The following is a 15,858-nucleotide window of genomic DNA, read 5'->3' on the forward strand; positions in this document are numbered from 1 at the left end:
TCCTCCTTAGCTCCTGTAAATCGTAATCATTACGATTTGAATACTTGTTTATAATACAAGAGAGTTTTAAAATTAGCAAGTAATTTTATTTCATAATCAATTCTAAATAAAAATAGCCCCTGTTGCCGAACGCAACAAGGGCTATGTCTAATTGATATATGGATTTTCAGGCTCTTCTACCTTCTCTATTTCCGTTATCTGCAAGTGAGGATAATCCCAATCATCTAGGTTTATTTTCGATAAGTAGCCAGTTGCCCTAACCCATTCATCTTCCTCCACTTCAAACATTTCATCCATCGTCGACAATATTCCATAGACTGAAGCATCTGCAACACAGCAAGTGATTCCGAATCGTGCAATAACAAACTGATTCTCTTCCAATTCAGGATCCTTGTATACAAATCCAACGATTTCTATTTCTTTACCGATAAATGAATCTAGATAGGCATAGATACTATTTGTGATATCCAGATATCGCTCCTCACTCACAATGATTTTCTTGCTTGCTAACAATTCATCCTTCAATTCATCTAGATAATCTTGAGAATAATCGTCTTCGTAGTAAATGTCTTCATCGCTCTCTGTATTATCTATAAACTCTTCAGAAATGTTGGCCTCGATTTCTGCTGTGTCAACAAGTGGATCAGTCAAGTCAAAAGAAGTCCCCTTTTCATCATCGTTTACGAATGACGGTGGGCTGTGTAAAACTGATCCATAGACGATTCCTCTTTTTGCAACAATTGAACTATCCAAAACGGTCTCAGGAAACCATAATCCCGTCAATACAGGTAAAATAAATATAAAGTATATGATAAAAGTCTGTAAAGGTGAACCGGTTTGACTATGGCTAAAACCACAATTGCAGTATAACTCTTCACTATTTTTCGATCCACTTCTCCATAATTGCATTAGCCCTAAGACAAGTAGAATCACAAGTGCAAAATAAGAAAAGGGAACCATTTTAGGAGCAATATAAAAAGTGATGTTCCCAGAGACTAGCAATCTAAATAATAGTAGAAAAAAACCGAGTAATATAATTCCTCTAAACAAAGCATGAGAACTGTAATCCCGTTCTTCCTGCATAACACACCTCACATAAACAAGTATTGATAAATTAAAATAATTACATACACAGAGATTGTAATAATTGTCATTAGTCCTATAACAAATTTAGCTCGAAAGTAAGCAAATAGCATAATCGTACCTTTCAAATCTAGCATTGGTCCATAAATTAGAAATGCAAGAAGTGAGCCAGCCGAGAATGTATGTGCGAACGAGGATGCTACAAATGCATCTGCTTCGGAGCAAAGCGATAATATGAATCCAAAGCCCATCATAACAAGAGGTGACATCGTGTCATTGGCAGCAAGGCTTACCAATAGATTTCTATCAAAGAAAGTCTGAAATAAGCTGGCAATCATCGCACCCATGATCAAAAATTTTCCCATATCAAAGAATTCATCACTTGCATGATAAAATACAGACTTTATTTTAGGCACCTTTCGCTCAATCGTCTGTAAGGGACTATCCAACAGTTCCTCTGTTGTCCACTTTAATTGATTACGATTACGGTAGAAGGCATATATGAGACTACCAATTACAATAGCCAATACAAACGCCAATCCCATCCTAGCATACGCAATTGCTGGGGTAGATTGGAAGGCGTAATAGGTAGATGCAAAGACAATCGGGTTTAATATAGGCGCTCCAACGATAAAAATTACACCTATATGCAACGGCATTCCTTTTTTCATCAATCTTCTTATCACTGGAATAATGGCACATTCACAGACAGGGAAAATCGCACTTACTAGTACAGCTGGTATGATGGCAACAATAGGATTTTTAGGAATAAAACGTTGTACGGCCAGTTCAGACACAAATGTTTGAATTAAAGCGGATGTAAAAACTCCTAGAAAGACAAAAGGTAATGCTTCTAAAACGATGCTCAAAAAAATGGTATTTACATACAACATGCTTTTTGGGATAGCCGCTTGTATTTCTGTGAATCCTATTGATAAAAATAAATAAAGGAGCACCGCTACGAGAAGTAAGCTCACCCATAAACTTCGATTTCTTATCACGAATCGTACTCCAATCTCTGTAGTATCCTTAACTTTTGTAAAGCGAAACGCAAAAATATCATGATTATTGCTTTACAAGTTTCAAATGGTCTTTTATCTGCTCCAAGCTAAGCCCCATACCTATTAAAATAATAACGGGTTTTCGATTTAAAGTAGCGGGGACTGGGGTAAATGTTACCCTTCTCGAAGCATATTGAAAACTATAAAGTTGATGTAGTCCTTCGATTTCAATGAACCCTTTGCCTCGTAGGACATTGGCCGGAAGATGTTTCAGCCATTGTTCAAATTCTTTCTTTTGAACGACAGGCAAGTCCTCTAATTTAAGCGCCTGCAATGAAGAGTGGTGGGGGTGATGATCACTATCCAAAGACGTTTTTCCAATTGAGAAGGAATGAATTCGCTTTTCAAAAAGTAATTCAGCATCCACTTTACCAAAGAAACATTCTACAATCGTTTTTTCTTGTTGCAATTTTTTTGTGATTTTTTGTTTAATCTTTGCAAGTTGATTGGAAGGAACAAGATCTGTCTTATTTAATACCAGTAGACTTCCACAAATCATTTGTTCATGCATTAAATTACGGACTTCTGTTGAACTGGAGAATATACTTTGATACTCCAAATAATGACTAGCATCCAAAACTGTAATAATAGACATTAAGTCAAATTGTTCATTATATGGATGACTTAGAAGAACTTCTTGGATTTCCATCGGATTGGCTACTCCGGTTCCTTCAATCAATAAAACATCGAGCGGGGACTGTTCCATCTCTATTATTAACTCGTTCATTGTTTCTTTTAAATCATCTTGAATCGTACAGCAAATGCAACCGTCTAACAGTTCAAATACCTTTTGATTTTCAAATAAATGACCTTCTACGTTTGTTTTGCCAATTTCATTTAAGATAATGCCCGGCTGTAGACCTTTGTTTTTGCAATGCTTTAGCATATTTAATAACACAGTAGTCTTGCCACTCCCGAGGAATCCGCTTAGTACATATACAGGGATCTTTTTACTAGAATTCATAATACTACTCCTCTCAAGTTAGTCTTCGTTTTTATCGGCCCTACTAATCTGTTATTTGTTTCCACAAACTGTTAGCGATAATAGGGTAAAAGCTAATTAAATTGAGGTTTTGTCAATGTAATTAATTTCTCTTATACCTTACGAATAGTAATCATTACGGTTTGCGTATCAATTATCATATAAGAGTGTTTAATAATTAGCAAACGAATTTGGCTTATTTTGCGTATTTTATTTGAAAAATTTAAAATAATGCTTATTTTAACAACAAAAAAATAATAAATACATAATACACCCTTAACTTTCAACCGTTACTTCTACAAGCGTTTTGGTATATGGATGACGTGTATCTGAAAAAAGATCCTTTGATAAGAACAAGTCAACCAACACCCCTTGTTTAAAAACGGCAATTCGATCACACATATATTGTACGGATGCCATATCATGTGAGATAAATAAATAGGACATATTAAATTCTTTCTTCAATTCCTTCAGCAGGTTTAATATTTGCGCTTGGATGGATACATCTAAACTGGATGTGGGTTCATCACAAATAAGTAAATTGGGTTGAAGGCTAATTCCTCTGGCAATCCCTACTCTCTGTCTCTGACCTCCGCTAAGCTGATGAGGGTACCGTTCTAGTAAGTTTCTGTCCAAGCCCACCTTTTCAAGTAGAATTCCCGCCATCTTTTTCCTGTCATTTCTTACTTCCTTTAAAAATGAGGGAACCACATCAGGATAATTTTCCAAAGGTTCAATAATAGACTTCCAAACAGGAAGCTTAGGATTTAAAGATGCCAATGGGTCCTGAAACACAACCTGAACATGGCGCCTAGCCTTTCTAAGCTCAGCACCTCTTAGCTCTTGAAAATCAACGTCATTTAGGGTGATTTGGCCTCCGTCTGCATGTTCAAGTCCTACTATCAATTTAGCCATTGTACTTTTTCCGCTTCCGCTTTCCCCAATCAGACCAAGAGACTCGCCTTGTTGCATCTGAAAAGTGATTTCGTTTAAAACAGGAGTCAGGCGATATGATTTAGAAACATTTTTTACTTGAAGCATTTGTATCATCAGCCTCCGAATCCTTAGCGTGACAGGCAATCCAATGAGAATCCCCTACTGATTTCATTTTTGGTAAAATGCTACACTTTATAAATGACTTGGGACACCGATGAGCAAACGCACATCCCTCTTTGGCAACTAATCCAGGCTCTCCTGGTATAACAACTAATTTCTCTGGGACAACCCTACTTAAGACAGGTCTTGCTTGTAATAGTAGCTTTGTATACGGATGAAAAGGGTTTTTCCGAATCTCATTCGTCAAACCCTTTTCAACGATCTGGCCTCCATACATGACTGCTATTGAATCCGTTCTTTTTAATACATGATTAAGATTATGTGATATTAGAAGAACCGCACAATTATATTCTTTTTGAAGATCAACAAGTAAATCTAAGATAGTCTCACTGGTAAGCACATCAAGAGCGGTCGTCGGCTCGTCTGCAACAATAAGAAGGGGTTGAAACATTAGCGCTGCAGCAAGAGCAGCTCGTTGAAGTTGCCCCCCGCTAAGTTGATGCGGATAGCTGCTGAAAACCTGATTCGCTGGCAGTTTCACACGTTCGAGCCATAGTAGAGCCTTTTTCTTCGCATCTTGTTTACTAATTTTTTGATGACTACGGAGCGCTTCGATAAGTTGCTTTCCAATTTTAATGAAGGGAGTAAAACTTCCTTGATAGTTTTGGAAAATATAAGCAATTTCATTCCCGCGAAGACGCCGCATGTCTTTTTCAGAAAGATTTATTAGTTCTCTACCATGAAACTTTATTTGTCCTTCTGTAACCTTTAAGGACTTAGGGAGTAAACCTAATAAAGCGCATGCTGTTAAACTTTTTCCGCTTCCACTTTCTCCAACGAGACCCAACATTTCGCCAGGTTTTATGGATAAGTTAATGTTCTTAACCAATTTAATATCTTCTTTTTTCTTCGTACCAAATGATGAAATAGAAAGATTCTTTATTTCCAGCAAAGGAAGGGATTGCAATAGAAATTCTCCCTTAACAGGCTCATTTGTTGGTTTTCGTGAGAAATCAACTAATGTCGTCACCTTGCACCTCCTTTCCCTACGTTATATGCTTTTCGAATCAAGCTTATCTCTTAAGCTCTCTCCAATTAAATTACACGATAATACGACAATGATAATGGCCATTCCTGGGTAGATCATTAATTCAGGAATGGTTTGAAAATATGGCCTGCCGTCACTTAGCATCGCCCCCCACTCTGGAGCAGGAGGCTGAGCGCCAAGTCCCAAAAAGGACAGAGAAGATATAATTAATATCACTTTTCCAACATCAAGCGTTGCAAGCACAAGCACTGGAGAAATGATTTGTGGAAGCAAATGCCGCGTAATAATCTTCCATGTTGGGCATCCACCGACCCTCGCTGCTAATACATATTCTTTTTCCCGTTCTGATAGGACGATTCCTCTGACAACTCTGGTATAGCTAATCCATTTCACTAACACAACAGAGATCATCAAATTCGTTAAACTAGGGCCTAAGAAACCCGCAATTGCAATTGCTAATATAAACTCCGGCAATGCAATCAATCCATCTGCCATTCGCATCACAATTGAATCTAATCGTCCACCAATATATCCTGATACTAACCCGATAGGAATGCCAATCAAGATTACAGTTGTAATGACTAGCACTGTAATTCCTAGCGTCGCTTGAGAACCAATAACGATTCTGGAAAAGATGCATCTCCCCATGTGATCGGTCCCAAATGGATAGGTTAAGCTGGGGGAGGAAAGTCGCTCTGCCATATTTACCATATAAGGATTATTCGGTAAAAAAAACGGGCCAATGGCTGTAATCATCACAATCGTAATGAGCAAAATGAGACCAAGTAACGCTGCTGGAGACCAGTTTTTCATTTTCATGACTGTCAAATAAGTTTTTTTGAAGAATGCATAAAAAAACCTCAATTGCTTCCCTCTTTTCCTTGCTTAATGCGCGGGTCTATCAAGTAATACGATAAATCTACGAGTAGATTCACAACTACTACGAATACGCCTGTTAGTAGCACATACCCTTGAATTACAGGATAGTCACGGTTAAAAATCGCATCTACTGCCATGTTTCCTAGTCCTGGCCAAGAAAATATGTTTTCAATTACCACAGCTCCGCCTAGCAAGCTTCCCATGCTCAAACCAAAAACCGTAATGACAGGCAGTAGAGCAGCTCTGAAAGCATGGAACCAAAGAATACGCCATTCTTTCACTCCTCTTGCTCTTCCAGCCTGAATATAATCTTTCGAAAAGCTTTCAATAAGTCCTGCCCTAATAAGCCTTGCATAGACAGCAGCCAATGAAAATCCTAAAGTAAAGCAAGGTAAAATCATTTGAGCGAAAGAGCCCATGCCGTTTGACGGTAGGATTTGAAGCTTTAAAGCAAAAAGATAAATCAGCATCAATCCAAGCCAAAAGCTTGGAATTGATGCTCCTATCAGCGCAAGTAATCTGCTAATTTGATCTGGCCATTTTCTAGGAAAACGTGCTGAAATTATACCAAGAGGAAGAGAGATGCTTACCATGACCAAAAGAACCCCTGTTGTTAACTGAAATGTGATTGGCAAACGCTCCATCATTTCGTTCCATACTGGCTTTCCACTCATGTATGAAGTGCCAAGGTCTAGCTTAAACAGACCGTACATCCACTTACCGTACTGAACATAGACTGGCTGATCAAAACCAAGTTCACTACGGAGTTTTGCTTGATCCGCTTCTGTTACCATCATTTCATCCGCATTCAATATCGACATAACGGGGTCTCCTGGAGCAAGCTTTATTAATCCAAAGGTAAAAATAGACAAGATGAATACCACTATCACTAATTGGAAAATTCGCTTTCTAACCAGCGATAACACTTTATTTCACATCCATTGTATGGGTTAAAATATAATACTCTTCTGCTGTCGGAATCCAGTTTTTAATTCGGTCATTCACCCCGACAATTATATTAGGATATACGGCATAGCTATGAAGAACTTCCTTATTAATAATAGTTGCTGCATCCTTGGTCAACTGTGTTCTTTTATCCAGATCTCTTGTTTTATTCAACTCTTTAATTACTTCATTCATTTCTGGAAGATTAATTCTCCCTACATTTAGAGCCCCTGTTTCTGTGAATGCGGTGTTCAGGAAGTAGCTTCCATCTCCTCGCGGTGACGTGTTGTTACTGTAAGTACTCATATCCCAACCTTTGTTTTCAACAAGATGTGTATCGGCATTTTCAACTGTTTTTATTATTATTTCTATCCCAGCTTTTGCGCAATCTGATTGAAAAAGTTGCGCAATTAAGGGCAGTTCTGGACGTGCTTTATATGTGATAAGCTCAAGTTTGAGTGCTTTTCCATCCTTTTCCATCTTGCCGTCAGCATTTTCTGTATAGCCTGCTTCAGCAAGCAGTAATTTCGCTTTGTTAAGATCCAATTTTTTCACAGCATCATCGCTTCCAAAAGGAAGATCGCTGTTAAACGGCCCATTAGCAGGAATAGCATGGCCAAGCATAATATCATCTGCTATGCTTTTTCTGTTAATTAATAAATTAAGGGCTGCTCTTACTTTTACATCCTCGACTTTTGAACTCTGTTGATTATATAATATGAAATGAGATCTAAGACCTGGTACAGATTTAACTGTAAGTTCTTTATCCTTCTCAATTACTTCTATGCCTTCAGCAGGAAGGTTATAAACAACGTCTGCTTCTTTTGCCTGAAAAGCAAGTGCTCGTACGTTTGCATCTTCATTAAATTTAATTGTTGCCTCATTAATTTTAGGTTTCCCCGCCCAGTAGTTGTCATTTTTAACAACTTGGACTTCCTGATTTGAAGTAAATTTTTTCACTGAAAATGGCCCTGTTCCAACAGGTGAATTCCTAAATTTCTCTTGACCCATTTCTAATTCAGCTGCAGTATTAACAATCGATGTATATGGGTTTACAAGTTCAGACGGAAGAGCAGGATAAGGCCCTGTTGTTGTAATTGTAAGGTTTTGTCCATCCGCCTCCATTGATGCGATTTTCAAAGACTCCCCAAGAGATTCATTGATAGCGATGCTTCTTTCAATTGAGGCTTTAACTCCAGCCGCATCAAGTTTGTCCCCGTCTTGAAAAGTTACGTTATCGCGAATTGTAAACTCCCATGTCGTGCTGTCCAATGTTCCCCACTTTTCCACGAGCCATCCTTCAATATTCGAGTTTTCATCCAATTTCAGCAACGTCTCCGTTATACCTGCACGAATAGGAGTAAAGCTAGTATGAGGATCTAAACTGGCGGACTTAAAACTAAAGATCATGGTTACCTTTTTATTCTTCTCATTCATTTTCTCTCCTTCTGAATCTGAGTTGCTATTTTCAGCTGAGCAACCAGATGCTGCGAAGATAAATAAGCATATTAATAATGCCAACAAACTTTTTGTATTAAAACTATTTTTTTTCATTTCATCAACCACCCTTGCGTTTTTTAAATCGTAATCATTACTGTTTACAAAGTTGAATACTACCCTTTTTCATTAAAATAGTCAATTGGATTATGAATTTAATTTTTCTTCACTAAAAAAACTTAATTGTATTAGTTCTTTACAAGACTTACATCAAGAATGAAAATCGTACTGGATAATCATCGAGCAGAGTATTCAAAAAGGTTTATTTCAAACTCAAAGTGCTTGACTGTTTTTTATTGTTCACATAAATATATGATAATTCATATGGGGTTATAGCTTTTTTCTGAATCAAATTTATTCGGTTCATATAATCAATTGTACAAAATACAGTTCTTTACCAAATATAAAAAAGCACCTCAAGAGAGATGCTTGTTCTTCCGAAATATTCCTACCTTAAGCTTTTATATGAATAATTAACCAGTCAATTAGCCACACAACAATAAGTGATAACCCCATCAATAGAAAAAAATTCCTAAATGACTGAATCAATTTCATAATCAATCAAGCAGCCTCAAAATCCGAACAAGGTTGATTTCCACTCCAGGCGGACGCGGGCTTGACTTCAGCCAATCGAACAGCGTAGGGTTCGATTGGCCGTATTTCTGCGTTCTTTGCGGAAATTAAGGCATCCTGCTCTCAACGCTTCGCTTTTATTCGCAAAAGCCGTTCTTCGTGACGGCTTTCGCAGGAGTCGCCGCCTTACTCTCCAATCAACGAAGGTGGAACTTCATATTTACGAATATTGAAATTCATAATCGTATAATCGTTCGCCTTTTTAATCGAAATAGGTAATTATGAAATTTATTCATTTAGATATCATTTAAATTTAGGTATTGTTGCACACTTCTCGAAATATGGAATATTTTTAAAGTTTAATTCCACCTATAAATAAATTAAGTATATCCTTGCCAGAATGACAAAAATATACTTAATTCACAGTTTTCATTGTCAAGTTAACGCATGGGCTAGCGTCGATTTCACTGCCTTGCCAACGAATAATGACTTGCCATCAGAATAGCCTTCCTCCCGACCAGCTAACTCCTGTATCAACTGCTCTCTTCGCACTTGAATACGTTGTACATAATCAGCTTCCTGTATACGGTTGGTCAATTCTTTAGGATCTTTTATTAAATCGAAAAACTGTTCTTCCCCTGTTTGCGAATACCAAATATATTTCTCCTTACCATTCGTAATACACTGGTACGACTGATTGCCAAGCGTATGTTCACCATGAATATATTCACGCCACTGAACATCTTGTTCTTTTCTCACTAATGGTAGCACACTTTTTCCTTCAACTGTATCTGGAATCGCGATATTTGCCGCACCAAGCAATGTAGGCATAATATCCCTTAGTTCAACAACTTCTTCTAGCCTGCTATTTTTCTTCATGGATAAATGGTTACCGGGATCGGCCAATATGAAAGGTACATTCGCACTCCCCTCATAAGGAAGACTCTTTCTAAATAAATTATGGTCGCCCAACAACTCACCATGATCAGATACAAATAATATAATCGTATTATTATAAACACCATACTCTTGCAACGCGTTCAAAAAACGACCAATTTGATGATCCACATGGGTGATTAACGCATAGTAGGCTGCTTGTGCACGCTGGAACCGCTGTTTAGGGACAAGCCCTTTCGCTGTCACCGGATTCAATCCTTCTCGGCTTCGATCATTAGTATCTGCCCAATCCCCCAGAGGCGGGTCTGGTAAATCCATGTCGCGATACATATCGTAAAATACGGATGGCGGATCAAATGGTGGATGGGGCCTGACATACGACATTTTCAAAAAGAAGGGCTTGGAAGGATCACGACGCCTTAGAAAATCAATGGATTGTGTAGTTAACCAGTTTGTCGGATGTAATTCTTCTGCCAAATGCCAAGGTCTAGCCATAGTTGAAGAGTTACAATCAAGACCAAGGTCCGACAAATCTACATGACCGATTGTTCTATCACGCATCCAGTTCAAATAATCATCCACAGAATCAGCTGATTCCATTGTTTTTGTATTAAACTTAAAACGATTATAATGCATATACCCATCATGTAATATGACATTATGAAAGCCACATAAACTGCGCGTGGGATAGACATGCATTTTCCCAATACTTTGTGTATGATAACCTGCCTTGCTAAATTCATCAGCTAGGGTATTTTCATATTTCCATGGTACCTTATCTTGATAACCTACCCGTCCTGTCGATGCTTGGGACATACCCGTTAAGATACTTGCCCTTGCCGGTACACAAGACGGCGTAGCTGCGTAAGCATTCGTGAACAATACTCCGTCTCTCGCCAGTTGGTCCAAATTAGGTGTGTCTACAACTGGATGATCCATGATACTCAAACAATCTGCACGCATTTGATCGACTTCAATTAACAATATATTTGGTTTCATATCGGATGTCCTTTCGACTTTATATGATTAGAATTGGGAATAGTTCGCTATTTAACTAAAACAAGATGTTGTAGCACCTACCTCATCGCCCAGCAATGCAGGAGATTTCACTGCGAACAATTTCTGCTAGCAGACGCACACCAAATCCTGCGGCTCCAGTAACATAATAACCTTCTTCTTTCCATGGGCGAACTGTATTGGCCATGTCAATGTGAATCCATTTTTTATCTTCCTCTACAAAGTTTTGTAGAAATACTGCCGCGGTAATGGCGCCACCAAATGGCGATGTGCTCATATTATTGACGTCTGCTGTATTACTATCAATATAGGTTTGATAGTCACTCGTGATTGGCATTGGCCAGACGTAATCACCTGTTTGTTCACCAAGTGTTTTGTAGGACCACAAGTTGTCTTCTTGATTACTAAATATACCCGCTGTTTTTAGACCAAGTGCTTGTCCAATTGTGCCAGTTAATGTGGCGATATCAATAATGGTGTCTGCACCCATTTCTTGTGCATATAGAATACCATCTGCTAAAACAAGTCGACCTTCCGCATCTGTATTCCCGACCTCTACGGTGAGTCCATTGCGATACGTTAGGACATCCGATGGTAAATAGGAATCTTTGCCAGCAACATTTGTAACTAGCGGTAAAATTGCGGTGACATAGACAGGGCTATTCGAATCTGCTAGCAGCTTCATTGCACCTACGACTGCCGCGGATCCCCCCATATCCATCTTCATTTCACCAATATTACTACCCGTTTTCACATTTGTACCACCTGAATCGAATGTGACACCTTTACCAACCAATGCAATATGTTTCGTATCGTTATTTTTCAATGTTAATATCGCCACTTTAGGCGGATATTGACTCCCAGCACCTACAATGGCAGTTGGCTCAAATCCTCTTGCGATTAACTGATCCGTTTCGATGATTTCTACACTAACAGCCGTTTGATGAAATAACTGCTGTAATGTATCTACATAAACTGCAGGTGTTAATTTATTTGCGGGTTCATTACACAGATCACGTGCTACACTGACTGCCTCTGCTCTAATTTCCCCCTGTTTAACAGCTACCTCGTATGTTGCTGACTCAAATTGTAAGCGAACTTCCTTTTTCGGTTGCTCTTTTTTATACGTTAAAAATGCATAGCCACCAAGATGCCAGCCTTCAACAAAGGCGGTGACTACTTCATCGATTTCGAGGTAGTTGCAAGAGCTATGCAAGATGCCAAAGTCGATTGTGGCGGTCGTATAACGAGCATACTTTTGAAGTGCTTGTCTCAGCTTGCCACCCAAAAATCGAATGTCTTCCGTTGTCAATTTAGCCTTCTGGACACCTACAGTAACATACATTTCTCCAGCTACCTGGATATGCGTAACTTCACCGAATGCAACCATTTCTTCATGAATGATAAAACCCATATCGGCTTCGCTATTGTTCAGAGGAACTAGCGTAGTATTCATCAAAATCTCCCCTATTCTACTGTGATTAGTTAAGATACTAGATACAGTTTCACCCCAGGGTTGTCTGCAACCCCTGGGGTGATTTGTTCGTATTTGTTAGGCTTCATCCCAAAGACGTTTGACATTATCCATACCAATCTTGGATGCCTCTCGACATTCTTCCATTCCTTCAAACTCCACTGTAATATACCCATCATAGCCAGAGTCTTTAATCAGTTTGACAATTTCTCTTATATTGATATCGCCTTGTCCGACAATCGAACCGCGCAAGTAATTATCATTGGCTGTTCTAAACCATTTCCCTGCACCCGGGTCTTGGAAGTAAGGACGGACATAAAAATCTTTGAAATGAACGAGTGATGCATACGGCAAGTTCTTCTTGACACCCACAATTGGATCCTCATCCACACATAAGAAGTTACCGATATCTAGTGTTGTTTTAAAGTTGGGTCTATCAACGGCTTGCAAAACACGCTGAACTCGATCACTATGTTGAACGGCCGCGCCATGATTTTCGATTGTTGTCGTAATGCCGAATTGTGCAGCATAGTCCGCAATTCGACGACTACCTTCAACAATTTTCGGCAAACTTTCCTCAAAGTGAGCAATGGTCCTTTTTTCTGGTGGCAATGTAAATGCAATGACATCATGACGCATATGCTTGATGCCCATTCGGTTGATAAGATCAACATGTTCTTTCAGTCGTTCAACTTCAGCCTCGAATTCTTCTTCTGTATCGTGTACAAAGTTACCTGGTAGTGAGTAATTGGACAGCTCGATGCCAACTTCTTTTGCTTTTTCACGTACTGCATCTGCCAATTCCAAATTATCTACCAATGTGAAGCCATATGGCACAATTTCCATATGCTCTCCACCATTATCAGCAATCCACTGCACAACATCTAGTACGTCCATTTCACCTGCATTGATAGCATCTAATAAACTATAAGTACTTAATCCGATTTTCATGGGGTCATTCTCCCTTTAGTAGATAGTAGTATACCAAAAAACGTTTACAAAATAACACTTGTTTCTCCTATTGGCTTACCGCTATCATTCAAAATGGCTGTTGAACGAATAGCTAGTAAGCTAGCTATGGTTTCCTTATTACTGTAGTTTAATTTCTCTAATAGCTCTGCCACTAACACAGGCCAAACGAGTTCAGAACCACTTAACACTTTAAGTGCAATACTAATCCGTTCTTTTTTGAGAGCAAGACAATAGACTCCTTGCGCGCCACCTTTGGCAATAATATTTGGGTCTTCTAGCAATACTGTGCAAATAAAATTATGTGAGGCAACAATTTCAGGATGCGCATGCATGACTTCACTAATTTGAATAACGGCTTGTTCCGTTTGTGGATCTCCGATTAATTCAGGAGCAACGAATTTCAAATACGAAATGGCCATATTTCGAAGTGGCACACCGTAAACTGGCGCTCCGCATCCGTCCATTCCCTTATGAATGTTTTCAATTGGCGTCTCGGATAAATTGACCAGTTGCTGTAGAATTTCCTGCTGTAATGGATGGTCCGGATCATCATAGCTACTGAGCTCATGCCCCTTTTCTTGTGCATATGCCAAGAATCCTAGATGTTTTCCTGCACAATTATGCAGTAATTTCCGCTTCGACTTATGGTCCCAAACATATTGTTCTTTTGGCCCTTCATTTAATGGATAACTAGCTCCACACACCAGTAGTTCCTCTGACAATCCTAGTTTGGCCATCAAACTTTCAAGCGCTTCCTGATGATATTTCTCACCACGTTGTGAAGCTGTGAACAATGCAGCTTCCTGTTGTGTCAATTGGTATTTTTCAATAACATCGGTCATGAAAACGGGAAGTGCTTGGATAGGTTTCATAGCCGATCTATAAAACACATGACTGTCAATATTGCCTTTTTCATATATCACTTCTTTGTTATCATTGATGACACAAATAATACCTTGGTGGATGTTTTCTACTTTCCCACCTCTGAGCTCTTCTACAATTACTGGATAAGTCATTCGTTACACCTCGCTGATTAGATAACACCTTTTTTCAAAATGATATTGCCATAAAGAGCTTGTTCACTTGTGGCCACAATTGCATAGGCATTTTTTGCTCGTTCATAAAAATCAAAGCGCTCGATATACGCTAGTGGAAACGTCTGCTGACATTGTTGATGAATGATGTCTTCATACTCTCCCCAAATAACGGGTTCTACTGGATCACCCGCCACTACAGCCATACAGGCAGCTGGATAATCGACGTACGTATCCAAAGGAAAAAGAGCCAATATTGCAGTGAGTAGTTCTGCTATGCCATGCCCATCACATCGGATTAGACGTTTTGCATGGCTGGCAGATGGAAAATTTCCATCCGCCAGTACAATTTCATCACCATGTCCCATTTCCATTAATGTCTTTACTAAGTCAGGTGATAGAATAGCTGGAATTCCTTTCAGCATAGCTGGTCAACTCATTTCTTTAGTTTTCCGCTACAAAACGATTTGTAAGCGTACCTAGTTTTTCGATTTCTACTGTCACGATATCGCCTGGTTGGATATATACACGCTGCTCTCTCGGAAGACCTAGTACTACGCCTTCAGGTGTCCCTGTTAAAATAAGATCACCAGGCTCTAATGTCATATAATCGGAAATATAGCTGACAATCTCTGCACAAGAGAAAATCATATCCGACGTATTCGAGTTCTGTCGTAGATCCCCATTGACATATGTTTTTAAAGATAAGTCATTCGGGTTGTCAATTTCGTCTGCCGTCACAAGATAAGGACCAACTGGGCTGAACTTATCACAAGTTTTCCCAAGTAACCATTGTTGCGTTCTCATTTGCAAATCGCGTGCAGATAGATCATTCACTGCGCAATAACCAAAGACATGATCCAGTGCATCTTCTTGTGTAACATACTTCGCTTTTTTCCCAATGACAATCCCTAATTCCACTTCATAATCAAGTTCTTCAGTCATTTTTGGAATCTCAATTTCACTGTTATGTCCGGTTAATGTATTATCAAATTTATTAAACAAAATCGGTACTTCTGGATAAGGTGCTTTGGTTTCATCCGCATGTCGACGGTAATTCAAGCCCACACAAATAATTTTATGTGGCTTCGTGACAGCTGGGCCCCATGTGATTTCGTCTGCATCCACACAAACCGCTTGGCCATCTGCTAATACAGTTGTAATAAACGCTTGAAGCTCTGCTACTTCAGCAGCAGTAGCAGAAATGACAGCCATGATATCCGTCTGGATTGTTGTATTTCCTACTTTTTCCGCTGAAGCGGCTACATCAACGATGCCTTGTGCGGTTTGCACACCTAATTTATGTATCCCCTGCTCCTCAAATGTCAACAACTTCATCT

General features: G+C 39.0%; 14 protein-coding genes. All 14 read right to left on the bottom strand.

Translation table 11 applies throughout. The annotated features are described in order from the left end of the window. Positions 1-147 precede the first annotated feature (147 nt). The 14 genes from R2B72_RS06975 to R2B72_RS07040 all read right to left on the bottom strand — a co-directional run bounded on the left by R2B72_RS06975 (position 148) and on the right by R2B72_RS07040 (position 15,856). On the bottom strand, positions 148-1,083 hold the full coding sequence (locus R2B72_RS06975; protein WP_318615711.1) for a TIGR03943 family putative permease subunit: 936 nt from the start codon (positions 1,081-1,083) through the stop codon (positions 148-150). An 8-nt stretch (positions 1,084-1,091) separates the two neighbouring features. Then, positions 1,092-2,084 (bottom strand): permease, encoded by a 993-nt coding sequence (locus tag R2B72_RS06980; RefSeq protein WP_318615712.1) that lies wholly within the window; start codon positions 2,082-2,084, stop codon positions 1,092-1,094. Positions 2,085-2,148: 64 nt separating this feature from the next. After that, positions 2,149-3,108, bottom strand: a complete 960-nt coding sequence (locus R2B72_RS06985; protein ID WP_318615713.1) for a GTP-binding protein — start codon at positions 3,106-3,108, stop codon at positions 2,149-2,151. A gap of 294 nt (positions 3,109-3,402) precedes the next feature. Next, complete coding sequence (locus R2B72_RS06990; protein ID WP_318615714.1) at positions 3,403-4,167, bottom strand: dipeptide/oligopeptide/nickel ABC transporter ATP-binding protein; 765 nt, start codon at positions 4,165-4,167, stop codon at positions 3,403-3,405. Next, on the bottom strand, positions 4,142-5,212 hold the full coding sequence (locus R2B72_RS06995) for an ABC transporter ATP-binding protein (protein WP_318615716.1): 1,071 nt from the start codon (positions 5,210-5,212) through the stop codon (positions 4,142-4,144). The genes R2B72_RS06990 and R2B72_RS06995 overlap by 26 nt, the downstream gene beginning before the upstream one ends. 21 nt (positions 5,213-5,233) lie before the next feature. Next, positions 5,234-6,049, bottom strand: a complete 816-nt coding sequence (gene nikC / locus R2B72_RS07000; RefSeq protein WP_412177804.1) for a nickel transporter permease — start codon at positions 6,047-6,049, stop codon at positions 5,234-5,236. A gap of 41 nt (positions 6,050-6,090) precedes the next feature. Beyond that, on the bottom strand, positions 6,091-7,035 hold the full coding sequence (nikB, locus tag R2B72_RS07005; RefSeq protein WP_318615718.1) for a nickel ABC transporter permease: 945 nt from the start codon (positions 7,033-7,035) through the stop codon (positions 6,091-6,093). 1 nt (position 7,036) lies between these two features. After that, positions 7,037-8,608: a nickel ABC transporter substrate-binding protein gene (gene nikA / locus R2B72_RS07010; protein ID WP_318615720.1), complete on the bottom strand. Its 1,572-nt coding sequence runs from the start codon at positions 8,606-8,608 to the stop codon at positions 7,037-7,039. A 951-nt stretch (positions 8,609-9,559) separates the two neighbouring features. Beyond that, the gene (locus tag R2B72_RS07015; RefSeq protein ID WP_318615721.1) at positions 9,560-11,020 is read right to left on the bottom strand and encodes an arylsulfatase; all 1,461 of its coding nucleotides are present in this window, start codon (positions 11,018-11,020) and stop codon (positions 9,560-9,562) included. Positions 11,021-11,102: 82 nt separating this feature from the next. Beyond that, the gene (locus R2B72_RS07020; protein ID WP_318615722.1) at positions 11,103-12,494 is read right to left on the bottom strand and encodes a leucyl aminopeptidase family protein; all 1,392 of its coding nucleotides are present in this window, start codon (positions 12,492-12,494) and stop codon (positions 11,103-11,105) included. A 96-nt stretch (positions 12,495-12,590) separates the two neighbouring features. Next, positions 12,591-13,463 (bottom strand): sugar phosphate isomerase/epimerase family protein, encoded by an 873-nt coding sequence (locus R2B72_RS07025; protein ID WP_318615723.1) that lies wholly within the window; start codon positions 13,461-13,463, stop codon positions 12,591-12,593. Positions 13,464-13,507: 44 nt separating this feature from the next. Continuing rightward, positions 13,508-14,500: an asparaginase gene (locus tag R2B72_RS07030; protein WP_318615724.1), complete on the bottom strand. Its 993-nt coding sequence runs from the start codon at positions 14,498-14,500 to the stop codon at positions 13,508-13,510. A gap of 17 nt (positions 14,501-14,517) precedes the next feature. Beyond that, the gene (locus tag R2B72_RS07035) at positions 14,518-14,943 is read right to left on the bottom strand and encodes an RbsD/FucU family protein (RefSeq protein ID WP_318615725.1); all 426 of its coding nucleotides are present in this window, start codon (positions 14,941-14,943) and stop codon (positions 14,518-14,520) included. Between the two features lie 19 nt (positions 14,944-14,962). Next, positions 14,963-15,856, bottom strand: coding sequence for a fumarylacetoacetate hydrolase family protein (locus R2B72_RS07040; RefSeq protein ID WP_318615726.1), 894 nt, complete (start codon positions 15,854-15,856; stop codon positions 14,963-14,965). Positions 15,857-15,858 lie beyond the last annotated feature (2 nt).

This window comes from Sporosarcina sp. YIM B06819 (assembly GCF_033485175.1).
Lineage (GTDB): Bacteria > Bacillota > Bacilli > Bacillales_A > Planococcaceae > Sporosarcina.

Coding starts and splice junctions, on each gene's coding strand:
- R2B72_RS06975 (WP_318615711.1), bottom strand. CDS start 1,083: ATGCAGGAAGAACGGGATTACAGTTCTCATGCTTTGTTTAGAGGAATT.
- R2B72_RS06985 (WP_318615713.1), bottom strand. CDS start 3,108: ATGAATTCTAGTAAAAAGATCCCTGTATATGTACTAAGCGGATTCCTC.
- R2B72_RS06990 (WP_318615714.1), bottom strand. CDS start 4,167: ATGCTTCAAGTAAAAAATGTTTCTAAATCATATCGCCTGACTCCTGTT.
- nikC (WP_412177804.1), bottom strand. CDS start 6,049: ATGAAAATGAAAAACTGGTCTCCAGCAGCGTTACTTGGTCTCATTTTG.
- nikA (WP_318615720.1), bottom strand. CDS start 8,608: ATGAAAAAAAATAGTTTTAATACAAAAAGTTTGTTGGCATTATTAATA.
- R2B72_RS07015 (WP_318615721.1), bottom strand. CDS start 11,020: ATGAAACCAAATATATTGTTAATTGAAGTCGATCAAATGCGTGCAGAT.
- R2B72_RS07020 (WP_318615722.1), bottom strand. CDS start 12,494: ATGAATACTACGCTAGTTCCTCTGAACAATAGCGAAGCCGATATGGGT.
- R2B72_RS07025 (WP_318615723.1), bottom strand. CDS start 13,463: ATGAAAATCGGATTAAGTACTTATAGTTTATTAGATGCTATCAATGCA.
- R2B72_RS07030 (WP_318615724.1), bottom strand. CDS start 14,500: ATGACTTATCCAGTAATTGTAGAAGAGCTCAGAGGTGGGAAAGTAGAA.
- R2B72_RS07035 (WP_318615725.1), bottom strand. CDS start 14,943: ATGCTGAAAGGAATTCCAGCTATTCTATCACCTGACTTAGTAAAGACA.
- R2B72_RS07040 (WP_318615726.1), bottom strand. CDS start 15,856: ATGAAGTTGTTGACATTTGAGGAGCAGGGGATACATAAATTAGGTGTG.